Annotated in this window: 17 protein-coding genes; 5 read left to right on the forward strand and 12 right to left on the reverse strand. The window is 65.2% G+C overall.

Annotation, left to right across the window (positions count from 1 at the left end):
• Positions 1–110 precede the first annotated feature (110 nt).
• The 5 genes from Q9S78_RS14295 to Q9S78_RS02120 all read right to left on the reverse strand — a co-directional run bounded on the left by Q9S78_RS14295 (position 111) and on the right by Q9S78_RS02120 (position 4,413).
• Complete coding sequence (locus tag Q9S78_RS14295; protein WP_376716526.1) at positions 111–839, reverse strand: trypsin-like serine protease; 729 nt, start codon at positions 837–839, stop codon at positions 111–113.
• Positions 830–1,345 (reverse strand): hypothetical protein, encoded by a 516-nt coding sequence (locus Q9S78_RS02105; protein ID WP_311868609.1) that lies wholly within the window; start codon positions 1,343–1,345, stop codon positions 830–832. The genes Q9S78_RS14295 and Q9S78_RS02105 overlap by 10 nt, the downstream gene beginning before the upstream one ends.
• A complete protein-coding gene (locus tag Q9S78_RS02110) occupies positions 1,342–2,541 on the reverse strand; it encodes a hypothetical protein (protein WP_311868611.1) in 1,200 nt (399 codons plus the stop codon). Before Q9S78_RS02110 ends, Q9S78_RS02105 begins: the two co-directional genes overlap by 4 nt.
• Positions 2,542–2,819: 278 nt before the next feature.
• Positions 2,820–3,542: an Abi family protein gene (locus Q9S78_RS02115; protein WP_311868613.1), complete on the reverse strand. Its 723-nt coding sequence runs from the start codon at positions 3,540–3,542 to the stop codon at positions 2,820–2,822.
• A 619-nt stretch (positions 3,543–4,161) separates the two neighbouring features.
• A complete protein-coding gene (locus Q9S78_RS02120; protein ID WP_311868615.1) occupies positions 4,162–4,413 on the reverse strand; it encodes a hypothetical protein in 252 nt (83 codons plus the stop codon).
• 155 nt (positions 4,414–4,568) lie between these two features.
• Between Q9S78_RS02120 and Q9S78_RS02125 the strand changes: the two genes are divergently transcribed.
• Positions 4,569–4,850, forward strand: a complete 282-nt coding sequence (locus tag Q9S78_RS02125) for a hypothetical protein (protein ID WP_311868618.1) — start codon at positions 4,569–4,571, stop codon at positions 4,848–4,850.
• A 797-nt stretch (positions 4,851–5,647) separates the two neighbouring features.
• Here Q9S78_RS02125 and Q9S78_RS02130 read toward each other — a convergent pair.
• Positions 5,648–7,864 carry a NucA/NucB deoxyribonuclease domain-containing protein gene (locus Q9S78_RS02130; RefSeq protein WP_311868620.1) on the reverse strand — a complete coding sequence of 739 codons (2,217 nt, stop codon included), beginning with the start codon at positions 7,862–7,864 and terminating at the stop codon, positions 5,648–5,650.
• A gap of 422 nt (positions 7,865–8,286) precedes the next feature.
• Positions 8,287–8,592: a hypothetical protein gene (locus Q9S78_RS02135; protein WP_311868622.1), complete on the reverse strand. Its 306-nt coding sequence runs from the start codon at positions 8,590–8,592 to the stop codon at positions 8,287–8,289.
• Between the two features lie 839 nt (positions 8,593–9,431).
• On the opposite strand from Q9S78_RS02135, the gene Q9S78_RS02140 reads away from it, so the two are divergent.
• The gene (locus Q9S78_RS02140) at positions 9,432–10,463 is read left to right on the forward strand and encodes an FUSC family protein (protein ID WP_311868624.1); all 1,032 of its coding nucleotides are present in this window, start codon (positions 9,432–9,434) and stop codon (positions 10,461–10,463) included.
• Between the two features lie 2 nt (positions 10,464–10,465).
• On the opposite strand, the gene Q9S78_RS02145 is transcribed toward Q9S78_RS02140, so the two are convergent.
• The 3 genes from Q9S78_RS02145 to Q9S78_RS02155 are packed head-to-tail and all read right to left on the reverse strand — an operon-like array spanning position 10,466 to position 12,949.
• On the reverse strand, positions 10,466–10,849 hold the full coding sequence (locus tag Q9S78_RS02145; protein WP_020097618.1) for a VOC family protein: 384 nt from the start codon (positions 10,847–10,849) through the stop codon (positions 10,466–10,468).
• Positions 10,850–10,888: 39 nt separating this feature from the next.
• Positions 10,889–11,284, reverse strand: a complete 396-nt coding sequence (locus Q9S78_RS02150) for a VOC family protein (RefSeq protein WP_311858460.1) — start codon at positions 11,282–11,284, stop codon at positions 10,889–10,891.
• A 9-nt stretch (positions 11,285–11,293) separates the two neighbouring features.
• On the reverse strand, positions 11,294–12,949 hold the full coding sequence (locus Q9S78_RS02155; protein ID WP_311868628.1) for an FAD-dependent oxidoreductase: 1,656 nt from the start codon (positions 12,947–12,949) through the stop codon (positions 11,294–11,296).
• Positions 12,950–13,134: 185 nt separating this feature from the next.
• Between Q9S78_RS02155 and Q9S78_RS02160 the strand changes: the two genes are divergently transcribed.
• Positions 13,135–13,341, forward strand: coding sequence for a cold-shock protein (locus Q9S78_RS02160; RefSeq protein WP_018187833.1), 207 nt, complete (start codon positions 13,135–13,137; stop codon positions 13,339–13,341).
• Positions 13,342–13,345: 4 nt separating this feature from the next.
• Here Q9S78_RS02160 and Q9S78_RS02165 read toward each other — a convergent pair whose 3' ends face one another.
• Positions 13,346–14,023 carry an HAD hydrolase-like protein gene (locus Q9S78_RS02165; RefSeq protein ID WP_116227812.1) on the reverse strand — a complete coding sequence of 226 codons (678 nt, stop codon included), beginning with the start codon at positions 14,021–14,023 and terminating at the stop codon, positions 13,346–13,348.
• A gap of 44 nt (positions 14,024–14,067) precedes the next feature.
• Between Q9S78_RS02165 and nucS the strand changes: the two genes are divergently transcribed.
• Positions 14,068–14,754 carry an endonuclease NucS gene (gene nucS / locus Q9S78_RS02170; protein ID WP_311858462.1) on the forward strand — a complete coding sequence of 229 codons (687 nt, stop codon included), beginning with the start codon at positions 14,068–14,070 and terminating at the stop codon, positions 14,752–14,754.
• Positions 14,755–14,760: 6 nt separating this feature from the next.
• Here nucS and Q9S78_RS02175 read toward each other — a convergent pair whose 3' ends face one another.
• Entirely contained in the window at positions 14,761–15,975 is a 1,215-nt protein-coding gene (locus tag Q9S78_RS02175) for an MFS transporter (protein ID WP_311868630.1), read from the reverse strand.
• A 67-nt stretch (positions 15,976–16,042) separates the two neighbouring features.
• Here Q9S78_RS02175 and Q9S78_RS02180 point away from each other — a divergent pair, with 67 nt between their 5' ends.
• Positions 16,043–17,083, forward strand: a complete 1,041-nt coding sequence (locus Q9S78_RS02180; RefSeq protein ID WP_311868632.1) for a LacI family DNA-binding transcriptional regulator — start codon at positions 16,043–16,045, stop codon at positions 17,081–17,083.
• The last annotated feature ends 34 nt before the right edge of the window (positions 17,084–17,117 follow it).

Here is a 17,117-nt window from a genome sequence, read left to right on the forward strand (position 1 = left end):
CCTCAGGTCAGACGTGTTGGCGGCGTCGACCGGACAAACTTGCTCTCGGTTCTCTCGAGACCTCACCCACGGTCGAACCCTACTGATCTGCTCTGTTGCCGGAGCAGGATTCAAGGCTGAGAGGGCCACTTGGTGTCCCAGATCTTGATGTTCAGTCCGGCATCGTGTTCTCCGCAGCCGAACCCAGACACGACTATCGCAACCGAAGTCAACCTCCCGTCCGCCAGGGTGTAAACCGGTCCACCACTGTCTCCGTCGCACGTGTTCACCTCGGACTTCGGGACGGTGCATGAGACTCTTCCCTGTTCAAGCGCGCGCGGGAGCAGATCGGTGCACGTTGAGACCGCCACTTCTCGAAGATCGACAGCTCTCAGGTCGCAGGGCGCGATGCCGCCGTGGGACGCGCGACCCCATCCCAGCGCGGTCATCCCGGTCGCTGGAATGGGGAGGCTCTCTGATGACGCACGTCCCGGGAGTGGCGTCGTCAGCTGAAGGGACGTGAGTTCGCCTGATGTACCTGGCCGTACCTCAATTGCCTCAACTAGTGCAATCGAACTCGCACCAGCACGCCCCACGCACAAGTCCTCGATGCCGTCCACCACTGCAACTGTCGAAGCGCTCCGGGACGCGACGCAATGAGACGCCGTGACGATTTGATCCGGACTCATGACCACGCCGCCGCAGAATTGACCGGAGTAGAGGTCCCCATCAACGGCAGACGCGTTGACCAGAGCTACTACGCGATAGGTTCCTACAGGCGCCGATAGAGACGTCTGAGCGCACCCAACAAGTCCGACAGTCGCTATCAGCGCGACCAGCATAATTCGAGCTAGCCGCATCGCTCCCTCAGTTGGATTTCCATCGCCCCTGCTGCCTCGAGTTCAGCACCACTCTGAGTCCGATAGGTCACGGACATCGCGTCCGCTTGGCCAGCTGCAGAGCCCTCGCGCTTGAGAACTAGCGCAACGCTCCAAACATGATTCCCCGTGAGGGTTGCGCCTTCGAGGGGTACGCGGTCAGCCCAGAGAGGATCTGGTGCATCGAGAAGCATGGTCCCGACCCCCATCCCATCCTTGTTCCGGACTATGAAAGCATCAGCGATCTCAAGGCCTTCTCCCTCGACGAGGTGAGCAGATTCGAGAGTTACCGGCGTCGTCGAGTGAAGCAGTCTCACCTGATCGGCGACCACGATCTGTGCGCCCGATGTGACGGGCACACAGATCGTGGCGGGCTCGCTCCCGAACGCCAGCAAATCCTCCGCCTGAGTCGGCGCGCAGGCCGCCCCGCAAAGGATGATGCCTCCCACGATCAGGGCGGAACCGATCGCCCGTGTCTTCCGGGTCACTTGGCGACGAGCCGCTTAGGAGAGCTACCCGGTGTGCCGTTAGTGCCGCACAATTTTCCGGCCTTCTTCCATACGAAGTGGAGGCTTGCAGCATTGCTGTACCCCGTGCGCGAGCTCATGTTGATGCCGATCTGGGGCGCAGAAGCCACGCCAACCGAGCTCTCGTATGCCGTGGACTTGTTCTGGGTGTAATCGGCACCCTTCACCTGCGGCACGCAGTAAGTCGCCGAAGGGATGCTAGCGGACGTCACAATCGAACCGCCCTCGAAGTTCTTGGGTTTCACCTGGTAGATGAGGATGTTGCCCCACGGCTGCCCAGAACACTGGTTCTTCCACATCCCGTAGCGGAACTTCGTCTTGAATATGTTGCCGCCATCCGTCGCGGGGAAGCCTTGAGCTTCGTCTGACGACATCGACTGCGTGCCCCCCGACGTGAACGTTCCGGCAACGCCTGATGCCGATGTCGAGATGCCGAGCGAGGTGGAAGCCCCCGACTTGTAGTTGAAACTCACGGTTGCCGCACCTTTTACCGCGTAGCCGTAGCCGACGTTGACATTCATAAGGCCGAGGTTCTTCACGTACGTGTATGTGCAGCCAGACTTCTCGATCTTGGAGCTCTTGCCCGTCACCGGGCCGACCGCGTGAACCTTCACTGGTTCTGGTGCGGATCGACGAACGCTCGTGGACCTCGCCGAACTTAGCCTCGAAAGGCCTTCTGTAGCTTCCTCCCCGACCGCTGACGCGTCCACGGTGAAGCTGTGCGAATAGGAGCTAGTCCCATCCGATGCCAGCATCTCGAGGTTCACGTTGCCTTCATCGTCCGCGAATGGCTCAAGCGCGTTTGGGTCGCTTAGGCGCATCTCAATGTGTCCCGACTCGTCAGTTCGATCGAATGCGACCGGGGAAAGCTTGATTGACTCCCCAAGTTGCATAGCCTCGATCGTCTCCTGGCTCGGCGAAGCATAAACAACCGCAAATGCTCCTTCGTCAGTAGCACTGTGATCCTCGGCGTAGAGATCAGCCTCGAAAAATGGCTGACCCTCGAGGTCAGACGACGACTCGAGCCCGTCTACACCGAACTCATCCTCCTCGGCGCTGGCCGACGATCCCCCTGCCAGCATCGCAATCAACAACGTTGCTGCACCGACCCCGGCGCCAACCGCGAGCCGATTCCGGCCACGACTGATGTCCATCACATTTCCCCCCATAACAGTTCTGGAGCGCAGAAGGTCGAGGACCTCCGCTGCAGTTCCGCACCAGACCGCAAACCACGATCTGCCACGGCGACCGCCTGCTCCGCTTTCTCCTGAGCCTGGCAGAGTCGAGCGGATATCACCACATGAATACAGAACGCCTTACGGCATCGTCCTTCTCTACCCTCGGCGCTTGTCAGTGCGCGGGTAAGCCGTCTCGGTGGGGCCTCTCGGCCCATGCGATGTAGGTAGCCACGCCGCGCACGTATCCCCGCCGATCATTACGAGCGATGTCCCGTGGGCGGCGCTGCGGGGTTCATGGCAGCCACCTCACCTAGTCGACACTTCTTCTCGACCCATGAGGCGAGCTCTGGACTCGATGCTCGAATCAGCCTCAGCATGTCCTCATTCCGTTGGCGCCAAGACAGCCGCCACACTGGTTCGTGGTGCGCTATCCGGTTGCGTAGGGCGTATATGGGCTCGACCAGGTCGCGTAATGGACTCATATCAGCATTGGTGGTTCCGAGTCGGCGGAGGTCTGGGTACCGTCGCATGATCGCGCTCCCGTGGGACTGCTCGTAACGACGGTCCAGTAGCCGGCGCCAGAAAGAGAAATTGAGCTCGGCGATGACGTGCCCGCGGCCGCTCTGGTGATCACCGTGACCAGTCCGCCGATTGGCAATCGCGTCCTCTCTCGCCTTCGCTAAGGCCTCGCCGGCCCGTTCGGAGAGCTCATCATGGGCATTATCAAGCCAATCTCCACTTCGCTTCTTGAAGATGTGGCGCTCGGTCAAAGCGGCATCGATGGTGGTTCGGAGATCAACTTCGAAGTGACCTATCGTCTCGAACAGGGCCGAGGAGAGCTTGGAGTTCCAGTCGTACCGCCGCAGAGCTTCATAGGGGTTGCGGCTGCTCGCTTCGAGGTAGAAGCGGATGCGTTCGCGGGGTAGGGCATTGAAGACAGCCTTCAAGTGCGCCTTCTCCGGCTCTGAAAGCTGAGTCATCCCTCTAGATTCCCACGACGGTTGATTCCCGTCGTGCAGTTGCCGTAGGGTTGTGTTCGTAAGCCGAGGGTCAAGCGGTTCTACAGGCGCCAGCGGCGTCGGGTACATCGTCCAAGGCAGCGATTTTCCCCGTGTGGGGCCGAGAGGGAGTGCAAATGCACTCCCTCTCGTGTTTTTCACGGAGCGCCCTCCGTTCTCTTGCACAGATGGACAGGTTTCCCGTGAGTCGTGGGCCTCGCGCCGATCAACTGATCCGTGACTGTGTAGAAGCCAAGCGAGACGCCGCCCACAGGGATCTCGACGGCACCGTGGGAACACGGACACTCACCAAGAGCCAGCGCGAGCAGGCGGCATGGTGGGGCGTCGACGTCGATCGCCCCGTCGATCGTGCCTCGACGGAACCGAGCAGCGGCGCCGACGTTACCTCGGCGCGGGAGGCCGAGGCCGTGCGGAGTCCTGAGGTCGCAGCGCGGACCGCGAAGGACTCAGAGGCAACACGCATCGCCACGGACGCGGCCGCGCAGCGGCAGCGGACCGCCTCGCTCGGACAGGAACGATAAGCGACACCTTGGCACGCAGAAAGGCCGGAGCCTCAGGGCTCCGGCCTTTCTGTTCGGTCTTACGCGGCGCTCGTGGTGCGGCTTCGCCGCTGCGGGCGTCCGTCCGTCGCCGTGCTCGTGTCCGCGGTGGCCTGGAGGGCCGCGACGAGCTTGGGGTCGTTGAGGAAGTTCTGTTCTGCGACGGTGAGGACCACAGCCGGCTCGAGAACGAGGCGCCCTCCAGGCTCCTCCGTCACGAGGTACTGGCCGTGCTGCGCGAGCTTGCCGAGGCTCACGCGCTTTCTGCCGTCGACTTGGATAAGCGTGCTCATTGTTGCCTGCTTTGTTTCGTCGGTGTTGGTGAGACTGGAAGCGCCTTAGGGGAGGCGACTTCTGTAGTACAGAATACCCTCATGGTGTAATGATGGCAAGTGGGTTCTGGGGCATTGGGGCATTGCCGTGGTAAAGTGAGGTTGTGAAGATCTTGATGAGCCCCGAACTGACTGCACAGTTCGACGCCTGGGATCGGGACGACCCCGATCTGGCGGATGCGTTCGATGAAGTCCTCGAACTCCTGGAGAGGGACAATCCCGACGACGACGGGCATTGGAGGCTTCGCAAGAGGCTCATCCGGCCTGCGAATGCTTACGTCGTTCCAGTGAGGGTCCGCGGCCGCGACGTCCAGTACTACCTGTTCTGGCAGCCTGAGGACATGCAGACTACGGCCGTCATCCGCGGCATGGAAGAGTCCACCGCCAACCTCGATTGACCCGTTCGGCGTGCAGCGCGTTAGCCGAGCACGTACCGAGCGACAGCCTCCTCGATTGCATCGAACTCAGGGCATCCGTCACTCGGGATGGTCGACTGGCTCGCTATGCGGTGCACGAATGTCTGCGATAGGCCGAGGAGGTTCCTGGCCTGGTGGCGACATGGACAGCGACCGACAACCGTTTTTACGCAGTGGAATTCGCCCCAAAACGGCCCCTCCGCGCTTTGAGCGACGCGGGCCGTTTTGGGGCAAATTGTCTCGTTGCTTCCGTCGAGAGGGTTCGGCTGTCTACGCGTTATCGTCCAGCTGCCAACGCTCGGGGAACCGACTCCGCTTGAGGGTACGGACGTGACCTGGCGGCCCAACGGCGGGAGAGATCTGGAATAGGTAATCCTCAACCGCTATGTCGGGTGCCTCGTCCCACTGGCGGTTACGGCCTCTCGCTGCGCACTGGACCTTGTAGTACCCGGGGCCGTCGAGAGCGAAGTTGGCCGGATCGGGCATGTCTCCTCCCCATCCGCGGAGTTGGAGCATTCCTCGAGGCGCCTCCAACACCGCTTCCGCCGCGTCATCCCAGGCGCCTAGATCGTCGAGCGATGACGTTGTGGAGCTCGTTGCGAGGACTCGACACTTGACGAGTCCCATCCGTACTCCCGTCAGGACCGCGAGTCCGGGCCCAACGAGGGGTTCGAGCAATCCGTTGGTCACCGTTCCATCCCACAGGTCGGCGCCTTCCGACAGTGTCAGATGGAACTGATGGTAGTCCGCTGGTATCTCCAGCTCCTTTGCGAGATCGGTCACCCTCCGACCTGCACTCGGAACCGATCACCGTCGTGGATTCGGTTCTGGACGTAGAAGTTGCCAAGCACGCCGCCCGCACCCGAATTCTGGGAGACGGGAATCATGCATCTGCTGTACCCCGCACCAGAGCGGCTGACAGTGGGGAGTTTGCAATTGGGGAACACGCGGAGAGCCCCGCCCGCAGCAGCACCTTGATACGTCGACGCGAACGGATACTCATCACAGGAATACCCGCTGGGTCGCGTGAGACCTCCTGGGCACGAGGCCTTGTAGTTCTTCTTCCGCAAATCGTCATCTGTCGTACGTGTGAGCGTGGACGGCAACCGCGACGTCAGCGCCTGCCTCACGTGGTTCGCAAATGCGGGGTACCCATTCGCTGAGTAGAAGAGGGTAGGAACGTAGGAGGGCATGACACACCCCTTTTTGGTCGTGCCCTTCCTAGCGTTATCGCACCTGACGTTGAAAGTTGATGCCGACAGGAAAGCCACCGACGACAGCGAACTGGCACCGCTGACTTTGAACGACCAGTGCGTACCCACCGTCGCTCGCGCGCCCCAATCGACCGATGGGTTTACACCCCCGACACCATAGATAGTTGTCCCGACAGAGACGGCGCGCGACCCGAATCCGCCTGACTTGTCGGTGCATTTACCCGTGCACAGGAACGCGCCATCAACCTTCAATGCATAGCCGCCAGTTTTCCGTGTGACGACAAAGCCCGCTTGATGGATAAAAGCGGGACTGTTCCAGGCCATGTAAGAGTAGGCGGTCGTCTTGCCGTAGGCGGTCCCCTGGTATACGTCTCGCCCGTTCACTCTCAGATACATTTTGATCGTAAAGTCTTTGATTTGACACGTCTCGAATCGAGTCTGCAACATCGTGCGCTCGCACCAGGAGGGCGCTTTGATCTCCTTGAGGCCCCCAGAGCGTGCGGTCGAGGGAGTCACGGCAGCTTCTGAAGAGGTGACGGCTGTAGGCGCTGCCTCGACGCCCGCCCCCTCGGCTGTGGTTGAGCTAGTCTCGCCGACTCCATCGCCTGCGGATTCTTCGCCGTCGTAGAGTTCGCTCTCGTCTTGCCAACCCGACGGTTCTTCAGTGTCGTCGATGTCCAGGTTGGCAATTCCCTCAGAATCGACCCCGATGACCTGGTCGGAAGGCACCTCGGCTGGTTCCCCTTCGGGAACCGGAGCTTCCCTCACACAGATAACCGGGGAATCGGGGTCCGACGGATCATCCTCTGTACAGACCGATCCATCGGCGAGGTGATCTTCGATCTCTTGGGTCGAGGAGAACCCTAGGTCTGCATCCGATTCAAACTCTGCGTACCACCCCTGCAGGTCGATGATGTAGTCGCCTTCAGGACCTCCGTTTTTGAGGTTGATGGTTCCATCCGGACCCAGAGGGAGCGTTATGGTGTTGGACCGCAAACCGGTTCCCAAGCTGAGCGAGGTCGTCGGGGGCTGCGTTGCTCCCCCGGCCCACGCGACAGCCCGTCCGCTCCCTGAACTGATGCCGGTAGACGTAAGGGTAAGAACGGCAGCAACGATACCCATGTCCATTTCTGGCATGTCGGCTTTGCCTGCGATCTGAATTTTTCTCGTCTCGTCAGCGGTAAGGGCCTGGGAATACCGAGAGTCGAAGATTCTTCCCGCAGCGGGCGTGAACATCGAACCGCCCCCAGCCGGAGTGGCCGTGAAGTACCCCTGGACGTCGACGACTAGATGGGCGGTTGCTCCCGCGTTGTGGACTGTGATTTTCCCACCGGTACCAACTCGAACTTGGGCTTGGACGGTGGTGTTCAAGTTCTTGGCGTAATGAAGCGAATTCCTGGGCCGCGACTGGCCCGCGGGGTACGGCGTCAGGATCCCCTGCGCCTGCGTTGTGTTCACCGTTGTCAAACTGACCACCACTGCCGAAGCATCGGCGGGGACGCCGCCCACCCCCGCAACGCGAATGTCTACGGAAGCATCATCAGTCAGCTCGCCCGCGGGAACGGCTAGTCCGGAGCGGGTATCCGCGATCCGAGCACCATTGAGCGGCACGAACCCGCCGGCCGCGACGCCTTGTGGGTCTCTTGTGTAGTAGCCCTGGATGTCGATGACAAGACGAGACGACGTGCTCGTTTGCACGTCGAACGTCCCGTCCGCTTCGACAGCAAGGATGGATGAGATAGAGGTCGACTGCGCGCCGAGGCCGCCGTACTTCCCGAGCATCGATGAGGGGTAAGCGGAGCTAGGGCGCCCGAGAAGCTCAGCGGATGTCCCAGGCACCTCGAGTACCGTGGCGATGAAGGCAATTGCACCGACCGTTCCGTCGGCAGGGATTCCGTACCTCCCGCCTAGCGCGACCTCACGCCATACTCGTGGTTCCATCGGCGTGCTATAGCCACCGTTCCCGCTCGAGGTATCAAGCAAACGGCCGCTGGAGGGCACGAAGAGCCCTCCGTCACCCGTGGGCGTGACCGCATTCGCAGGCGTCCCCGATAGAAGCGACACCACCAAGCCCAAGACAGCAGCCACGATCGTGGGCCTGCGCAGTTTGCGCGACGAAGTAGAGCTCATTTCCCCCCCAGGTTGTCTGGCATTCGCCAGGCAACCTGGATTCTATGGGGATATGACTTCTTCGATGCAAACCGTCAGTCGGCTTGCTCCTCGCTGACCACGATCGAGACCACCTGAACCGGGGACTCTGATTCATCGCCTACTGGCTGAGGGACTTGCTGGGAGAAAGACGGCTCCTCGAGCTGCCACTCGTCTTCGGGTACCCCGAGGTTGCGCAATTGTTGTTCACGACTGTAGGGCGCCGGGCTGTCTTCCATGGGCTCTCCCGATGATTTCTCGACCCCTGAGACTAAAAGAACCGAGCCGATAACAAGAACGGCGACAGTCGGCGCTAGAGGCAGCAACTTCTCGACGGCTGCTCGGCCGAATCTGTGGCGCATGACCTCAGTCTGCCCCATCAATTCCCGCCGCGTCGATAGCTCGGGGCGGGAGCGACAGATGATCCCAGGGCGAACTTCTCGACGGCCGCGTCCATGGCATCGCGCGCGGCCAGGAGCGTTGACGACCGGGGAGCCGTCAGATTCCGCGGCGATCGCGGCGTGGGGACACCAGGTCGCTCACGCGGCCCGGGCCGGCGTAGGTGCCCTCGACGGCAATGGCGCCGTCCCAGCGCCGATAGCGGGCGGGACGATAGCCCAACCAACGTGCGAAGTCGGCGCCGTCGGTGTCGATCCTCACGTGAGAGGGATCTGTCTTCCACCCATGGTTCAGGACGCCGCCGCGCCCATTGCGTCCCACATAGAAGTACGCCATGGACGCCTCGACGGCGCGACAGTCAACCCTCGTTGATCGATTGCGACGAGTGAGCTTTCGCCGGTCCGACGCCGAAACGATCACTCCGGACCGCTGCCATGCGCGCTCCGCCCCGCGCTTCGGCCAAGAGCCAGTTTGGTTGGAGGAGGCACGATGGAGTACTGAGCGCGGGTCGCCACCGTTCGTCGGGGACCTGTTTTCGTGCTCCACGGTGATCGAATGGCCGCCTCCAGGCGCCCGAATCGGACCCTCGAAATGTCTCATCAGAAACGACTTCTGACCTGGGTGTTGGAAAATATTCTGGCCGATCGTGGAAAGCGTCGGGAACGACCGTTCGCGAGCCCTTGAGCCGCCTGGGCTCGCGGAAATCCAAACACGGCCACAGACAGTGCGACACGAAGCCGGTCGGTGGTGAGAACCTCACCACCGACCGGCTTCGTTGTTTCCGCGCGCGTAGGCTCTTGAGGTGAGTGCATCGCGTGGCCGGATCTGGACCGGGGTCATCCGTGTCGCGCCCTACGACCGCGATCACACGGTGGCGATCCGTGCCGCGATCAGCGTCGGCGTCCCCCTGCTCGTCCTCTGGGCGATGGGCCGGCTCGATCTCAGCATCTACGCGAGTTTCGGAGCCTTCGCCTCGCTCTACGGGCGCACCGATCCGATCGGCGATCGCGTCAGGATGCAGGCGGCCGCGGGCGCGGTCCTGGTCACCGCCATGCTCATCGGCACGGCCACGTCGGTCGCCCAGCTGGCGGCGCCGTGGGCGATCCTCGTCGTGTCGGCGGTCGCCTCGGTCGTCACCCCGCTCGCGTACTCGGCCCAGTGGCATCCGCCGGGAGCGCTGTTCATCGTGTTCGCCGCGGGGGCGACGGCATCCGTTCCCGCCAATGCCACACGGCTGATCGACGTCCTCGCTGTGGGTCTCACGGCCGTGGTCTTCTCGATCCTCATCACGCTCGTGTACGAGGCCGTCTCGGCCCGAGGGCTTCCGCGCCTGGTGCGAACGAAGAACCGCATCGCCGTCGGCGCCGTGGCCACGGAGATGGCCGTCACGGTGGCGGTGGCGACGCTCCTCGGCGGGATCGCGGGGCTTCTGCTCCTGGATTCCCACTGGTATTGGGCGATGGTCGGGGCGGTCGCGGCGGTGAGCGGTCCGCACGTGAAGGCGCGCATCATCCGCGGACTGCAGCGGCTCATCGGGACCGGGCTCGGAGTTCTGTTGGCAGCAGCCATCCTCGCCCTGGGCGTGCCTCCCCTCGGGGTCATCCTGATCGCCGTCGGTCTGCAGGCGACTGCCGAACTGTTCGTGGGTCGCAACTACGCGATCGCGATGATCTTCATCACGCCGCTCGCGCTGTTGATGGTTCAGCTCGCGGCACCGACCACCGTCGGCGTGCTGCTGAGCGACCGACTGGGGGAGACGCTCATCGGCATCGTCGCGGGAACAGCCGTCGCCGTCGTCTCGGCGTTCGTCCGAAGCCGTCGGGCGGCCCGCTGAAGTCAGCCGGAACCGTCCTCGGGCGCCTCCCACAGTTCGATCTCGAGTCCTTCCGGGTCGACGATCCGGACGAACCGGCCGTACTCCGTCTCCCACTCCGGGCGGGTTTGGACCGGGACCCCGGCGCCCTCCAGACGCGCGACGAGGGCGTCGAGCTCGCTCACCCGAAGGTTCAGCATGAACGGCTGGTCCGCCCCGAAGTAGTCGCTGTCGGCGGAGAACGGCGCGAAGACCGTCATCCCGGCATCCTGCTGCCAGACGGCTCCCTGGCCTTCGGCGCCAGCATCGATGCCGAGGTGTCGGCGATACCACTCCGCCCGTGCCTGCGGATGACGACTGCGGAAGAAGAGCCCGCCGATCCCTAGTACGCTCACGCGGCCGAGCATACTCACGCGCCCGGGGCCCGGTCCGCCCTGATAGCCCGGTCAGCCCTGATAACCGATGAGCCAGGTGACCCCGAAGCGGTCGGTCACGGTGCCGTCATGGTCGCCCCACGCGCGCAGCTGCAGCGGATCGATGACGCTGCCGCCGTCGGCGAGCGTCGCGAACCAGGTCTCGAGCTCGGCGGGCTCGGCGGTGCCCAGGAGAGAGAACATGACGCCGCGCAGTTCCAGCGGTGGATCGCCCGGCCCACCGTCGGCGGCGAACAGCTCGACGCGCCCGCTCAGCATCCCGTGCGCGATGAAGTCGCTCGGCCCGTCCTCCCGTCCGAAGTCTCCGAAGGTGTGCAGCACCAGGTCGCCGCCGAAGACCTCCTGATAGAAGGTGAGCGCATCGCGCGCGACGCCGGGGAAGTGGAGATACGGAGTGAGTCCGGTCATCCGGTCACGCTATTGGGCGGACCCGCCCTGCGGAAGCCCCGCCTCGACGCCATCGGTCCAGGTGAGCCATCCGCCGTCGAGGTTGCGGACGTCGTGACCGAGCTGCTGCAGGAGCCGGCTGGCCGTGTGACCTCGCTGGCCGACCCTGCAGTGGACGATCAGCGGCGCATCGGGGAGCTCGCCGTGCCGCTCGCGGAGCTCGTCGAGCGGGAGCAGGACCGAGCCGGGGATCGAGCCGGCATCGTGCTCGCCGGCCGTGCGGACGTCGACCACGACGGCGCCGGCGGCGCGGGCGGCATCCACCTCGTGCCACTGGATCGTGCGATCGGCGCCCGTCGCGAGGTTCTCGGCGACGTACCCGGCCATGTTGATCGCGTCCTTCGCCGACCCGTACTGCGGTGCGTAGGCGAGTTCGAGTTGGGTCAGAGCGGATGCCGTGAGCCCGGTCGTCATCGCGACGGCCAGGACGTCGAGCCGCTTGTCGACGCCGGCCCGCCCGACGATCTGAGCGCCGAGGAGGAGGTCGGTCTCGGGGTCGATGAGGAGCTTCATCGCCATCTGCGCCGCGCCGGGGTAGTAGGTCGCGTGAGAGAAGGGATGCGTGTGAACGACCCGATGCGGCCGGCCCGCCGCGACGAGTCGGCGTTCGCTCCAGCCGACGAGCCCGACGGTGAGACCGAGCACCCCGACGATGGTCGTGCCGAGAGCGGGAGTCGCGGCCGGGGTGGGTGCACCGGCGATGTCGTCGGCCGCCGCGCGCCCGTGGCGGTTCGCGAGGCCCGCCATCGTGACGAGGGTCGCCTGCCCGTCGAGGTGATCGGTCTTCTCTACCGCGTCGCCGACGGCCCACACCCCGGGGACGCTCGTGCGGTGTCGGTCGTCGACGGCGATGCCGCCTGTCGCCCCGAGCGCGATCCCGGCGGCCTCGGCGATCCGCACGTCGGGACGGACGCCGCGAGCGTCAACGACCAGATCGGCGGGCACCCGGGTGCCGTCGGAGAGCGTGACGGCCTCCGTGTCGACGCTCGACACCGTGACACCGGTGCGGAGGTCGACGCCGGCGTCGGCGAGTGCGCGATGGACGGGCGACACCATCTCGGGGTCGAGAGGGCTCAGCACCTGGCGTCCGCGCTGGACGAGCGTCACGTGCGCGCCGCGGGCGACGAGGTTCTCGACCGCCTCGACGCCGATGAACCCGGCCCCCGCGACGACCGCCCGAGGCGACGCGACATCGGCGAGGGCGTCGGTGATCGCGTCGACGTCCTCGACGCTGCGCAGGGTGACCACCGGCATCCCGTCACCGGGAAGGCGATCGACTGTCGTCGCACCCATCGCGAGGACGAGGTCGTCGAACGGTTCGATCCGCTCGTCGCCGGCGTCGAGGTCGCGAACGGTGACGGTCCGCGCGGCCACATCGATCGCGACGACCTCGTGGCGGACGTGGACCTGCAGCGCGAAGCGCGCGGCGAGGGATGCCGGTGTCTGCAGCAGCAGCGAGGAGCGATCCTCGATCACTCCGCCCACGTAATAGGGGAGTCCGCAGTTCGCGAAAGAGACGTAGGAGCCGCGCTCGAAGACCACGATCTCGCGGTGTTCGTCGAGCCGGCGGAGTCGGGTCGCCGCGGACATGCCGGCGGCGACGCCACCGATGATGATGGTGCGCATACCTCTGACTATACCCCGGGGGGTATTACGACATGTCGCGGGCTTGTCATATTGGTCACCGATCGGTGTCCGGCGGGCAACGTTTGTGTCACCTTCCTACGGAGGGGGTGACTGTACAGGTTGCGGGGGCTAGGTTGGGGAAGGACCGGCGGACGTGTCGCCGGCAACAATCAGTAAGGCAGTTCATGAGCGTCAGCGGTACCGTCAAGTGGTTCAACTCGGAAAAGGGCTTCGGGTTCATCGCCCCCGATGAAGGCGGCGCCGACGTCTTCGCCCACTACTCAGCCATCGAATCTTCGGGCTACCGCTCGCTGGAAGAGAACCAGCGAGTCGAGTTCGACATCGCCCAGGGCCCCAAGGGCCTGCAGGCGGAGAACATTCGCCCCGTCTGAGGTTTCACACCTCAGCAGTGAGGAGCAGGCGGCGGAGTTCGGCCATCGTGTCGACCGCCGCCTGCGCCCCTTCACTCTCGTGGGGCCAACTAAAGCCCCACCGTACGAAAATGACGGGGACGCCGTTCGCGGCGGCCCCGTCGACGTCGTGATGGCGGTCTCCGATGAGGACCGGGCGGCTCGTGTCCGCCCCCGCCGCCTTCAGGCGGCGCAGTGCCTCGGCGACGATGTCCGCCTTCGTGGCGAGTGTCATCTCGTCCGGAGTCGCACCGGCCATGGCCTGCATGTGCTCTGACAGACCGAAGTGCTCCATGAGCGCGACCACCTGCACCTCGGGCTTCGAGCTCGCGGTCGCCTGCGCGATGCCGGCTGCCGCGACATCCGCGATCAGCTCCCCGACTCCCGGGTAGAGCTCCACGTTCGCGGTGTAGCCGTCGGCCTTGCCGAGAGCCCGGTAGTAGGCGACCGCCTCGGTGGACTGTTCCGGCGTCATCCCGACGTTCTTCTGGAACGAGTCGTACATCGGCGGACCGATCCAGTGGACCAGTTCCGCGCGCGTCGGCGCCGCGTACCCGAAGTGGGTGAGGCAGCGATCGAGGCGGCTCAGGATGCCGACGGACGCGTCGACGATCGTGCCGTCCACGTCCCAGAGGATGCAGGACCAGGGGGAGCTCGTCGTCATGCGTCCAGCCTACGGGGACGGATGCCGCGGGTAGGCTCGTCGCCGTGCGTCTCGTCATCGCCCGCTGCTCCGTCGACTACACCGGTCGCCTGAACACGCATCTGCCCCCCGCCACCCGTCTCATCATGGTGAAGGCGGACGGTACGGTCGCGTTCCACCGCGACATCCAGCACCAACCGCTGAACTGGATGAGCCCGCCGTGCACCCTGACGATGATCGAGCCCGGCGAGGACGATATCGACGTCGTCGAGAAGTGGCGCGTCACCCACGCCAAGACCGGCGACGAGCTCACCATCCGCATCTACGAGGTGCTCCATGACTCGTCGCACGAACTCGGCGTCGATCCCGGTCTCGTGAAGGACGGCGTCGAGGCCGATCTGCAGCGGCTGCTCGCCGAGCAGGTCGGCGTGATCGGCGAGAACCTGACGCTCGTGCGACGCGAGTTCCCCACGGCGATCGGTCCGGTCGACCTCCTGCTGCGCAACCCCGAAGGCGGCACGATCGCGGTCGAGGTCAAGCGCCGCGGCGACATCGACGGTGTCGAGCAGCTGACGCGCTATCTCGAACTTCTCGGGCGCGACCCGCACCTCGCCCCTGTCACAGGGGTGTTCGCTGCGCAGGAGATCAAGCCGCAGGCGAAGGTCCTGGCGACCGATCGCGGCATCCGCTGCGTCACCCTGGACTACGACGAGATGAAGGGCATCGAGTCAGGCGCGCCCCGCCTCTTCTGATCCCCGTCAGTGGCTGGTGCCGCGCGTGCCCGGCAGCGGCTTCGCCGCACCGGAGGCGAACCCTGACGCCGCCACCAGCGCCGCGACGATGAACAGCGTGTTCAGCAGACCGATGTGCGTGCTGATCAGGCCGAGGACCGGCGGGCCGCACAGGAACGCGACGTAGCCGATCGTCGCCGCCGCGCTCACTCGTGCCGCCGCGCGGGCCGGATCGTCGGCCGCCGCCGACATCCCGAGCGGGAAGCCGAGCGAGGCGCCGATGCCCCACAGGGCCGCGCCGACGAACACGAGCGGCAGGTTCGGCGCCAGGATGAACAGCAGGATGCCGGCCACCGCCGTCACGGCGAGGACGCGGAGCGTCGCGACCCGGCCGAAGCGGTCGACGAGCGGGCCGCCGAAGACGCGCACGACCGTCATGGCGATCGAGAACACGGTCAGGGCTGCCGCGCCGAGCGCGAAACCGCCCTTGTGATCCTCGCTCACGCCGAGGGCGAGCCAGTCGTTCGCGCCGCCTTCGGCGAACGCCATGCCGAGCATGACGACACCGAGGACGTAGGTGCGCGGCTCGCGCCACGCCGACAGTGCGGTCGCGAGTCGGTTGCGCCACCCCGTGGGTGCGTCCTCGGGCGAACCGAACTCCCGGTGCGGCACGTAGCGGAAGGCGACGAATGCGAGGACCACGATCGAGATCGCGATCACGGCGGTGTGGGGGAACACCGCGAGCCGCGCACTCGCGGCCAAGGCGCCGATGCCGGCACCGATCACGGTGCCGAGGCTGAAGAACGCATGGAACAGCGGCAGGATCGTCTTCTTCACCTCGACCTCGATCGCGGCACCGTCGACGTTCATGAGGACGTCGAGGGTGCCGTTGCCGAAACCGAACAGGGCGAGCCCGATGAGGACGAGGGGGAGCGACGGGATGACGTCGGTGCCGACGCCGATGAGGAAGAGCCCTACCGACAGGACGAGCATGACCGCGAGCATGCCGCGTCGGGTACCGATGCGTGCCGCGATCATCGAGGAGACCGAGAGGCCGATGATCGACGCGGCTCCCATGCCGAGCAGCAGGAGCCCGATCGTGGCGTTGTCGATGTCGAGCGCCGCCTTGATGGACGGAACTCGTGACGCCCACGTGGCGATGCTCAGACCGCTCGCGGTGAAGATCGCGAACACGGCGAGACGCCAGGTCCACAGGCGTGCGGAGGTGAGCTCGAGGGTCATGACCGTCACTCTAGCGGGATCTCCGAATCGATTCGACAAACGGATTCCGGCGGCTACGATCGAAAACATGAGCAGCCGCCGAGCGACGATCTCGGATGTCGCGCGCGAAGCCGGAGTGTCGGCCTCGACGGCATCCGTCGTCTTCAGCGGCAAAGTCGCCGTCTCGGACACGACGCGCGCGAAGGTGATGCGGGCCGCGGACGCGCTCGGTTACACGGGCCCCGATCCTCGCGCCGCCTCCCTGCGCACCGGCCGGGCCGGCGTCGTCGCGGTGCTGTTCCGCGAACGTCTCGGCGTCGCGTTCCGCGACCCCGTGACGACCGCCATGATGGACGGCCTCACCGACGCGCTCGGTCCGATCGGCGCCGGCATCCTGCTCCTCACCGACGAGGGGCCCGCCGAGTCCGGCCCTACGCTCACGACCGCCCCGCTCGACGCGGCGATCCTGCTCGGCTGCAACGAGATCCTGCAGTCCTCGGTCGACGTGCTCCGTCGCCGGGGCATCCCGGTCGTCGTGATCGAGGGGGATGCCGGATCCGACGTCCCCCGCGTCCTGCTCGACAACGTGGACGCGCAGCGCGCCGCGGCCGAGCACGTGCGCTCCTTGGGCCACGACGACGTCGCGCTCGTGACGCTGTCCACGGACGCCACGCGGGCCCGCGGCTTCATCGACGATTCCGCTCCGATCACCGTCGAGGTCACCCGCGACCGCCTGCGCGGCGCGCGAGAGGTCTTTCCCGACGCGCCGGCGTACGCGGTCAGTGAGAGCTCGATCGACGAGGGCCTCGCCGCGGGCCGGGTCCTGCTCGCCGGTGATCGACCGACCGCCATCATGGCGCAGAGCGACCTGCTCGCAGCCGGAGTCATCCGCGCAGCCGAAGAGGCCGGCCTGCGTGTGCCCGAGGACCTCAGCGTGACCGGTTTCGACGGCATCACGGTCGACGGTCTCGCGCCGTACGCCCTCACGACCCTCGAGCAGGACTCCCTCGCGAAGGGTCGCGCTGCGGGCGAGGCGGTTGTGGCGATGCTCGACGGGCGGGATCCGGCGTCCGTCACCCTGACGTGCACATTCCGCCGGGGGAACACAACCGGTCCGTTAACGGTCTGACCTGAGAGGCAACCGGGCGCCGCCTTTGCCTCAG

The sequence above is a fragment of the Microbacterium aquilitoris genome (genome assembly GCF_031932285.1).
Lineage (GTDB): Bacteria > Actinomycetota > Actinomycetes > Actinomycetales > Microbacteriaceae > Microbacterium > Microbacterium aquilitoris.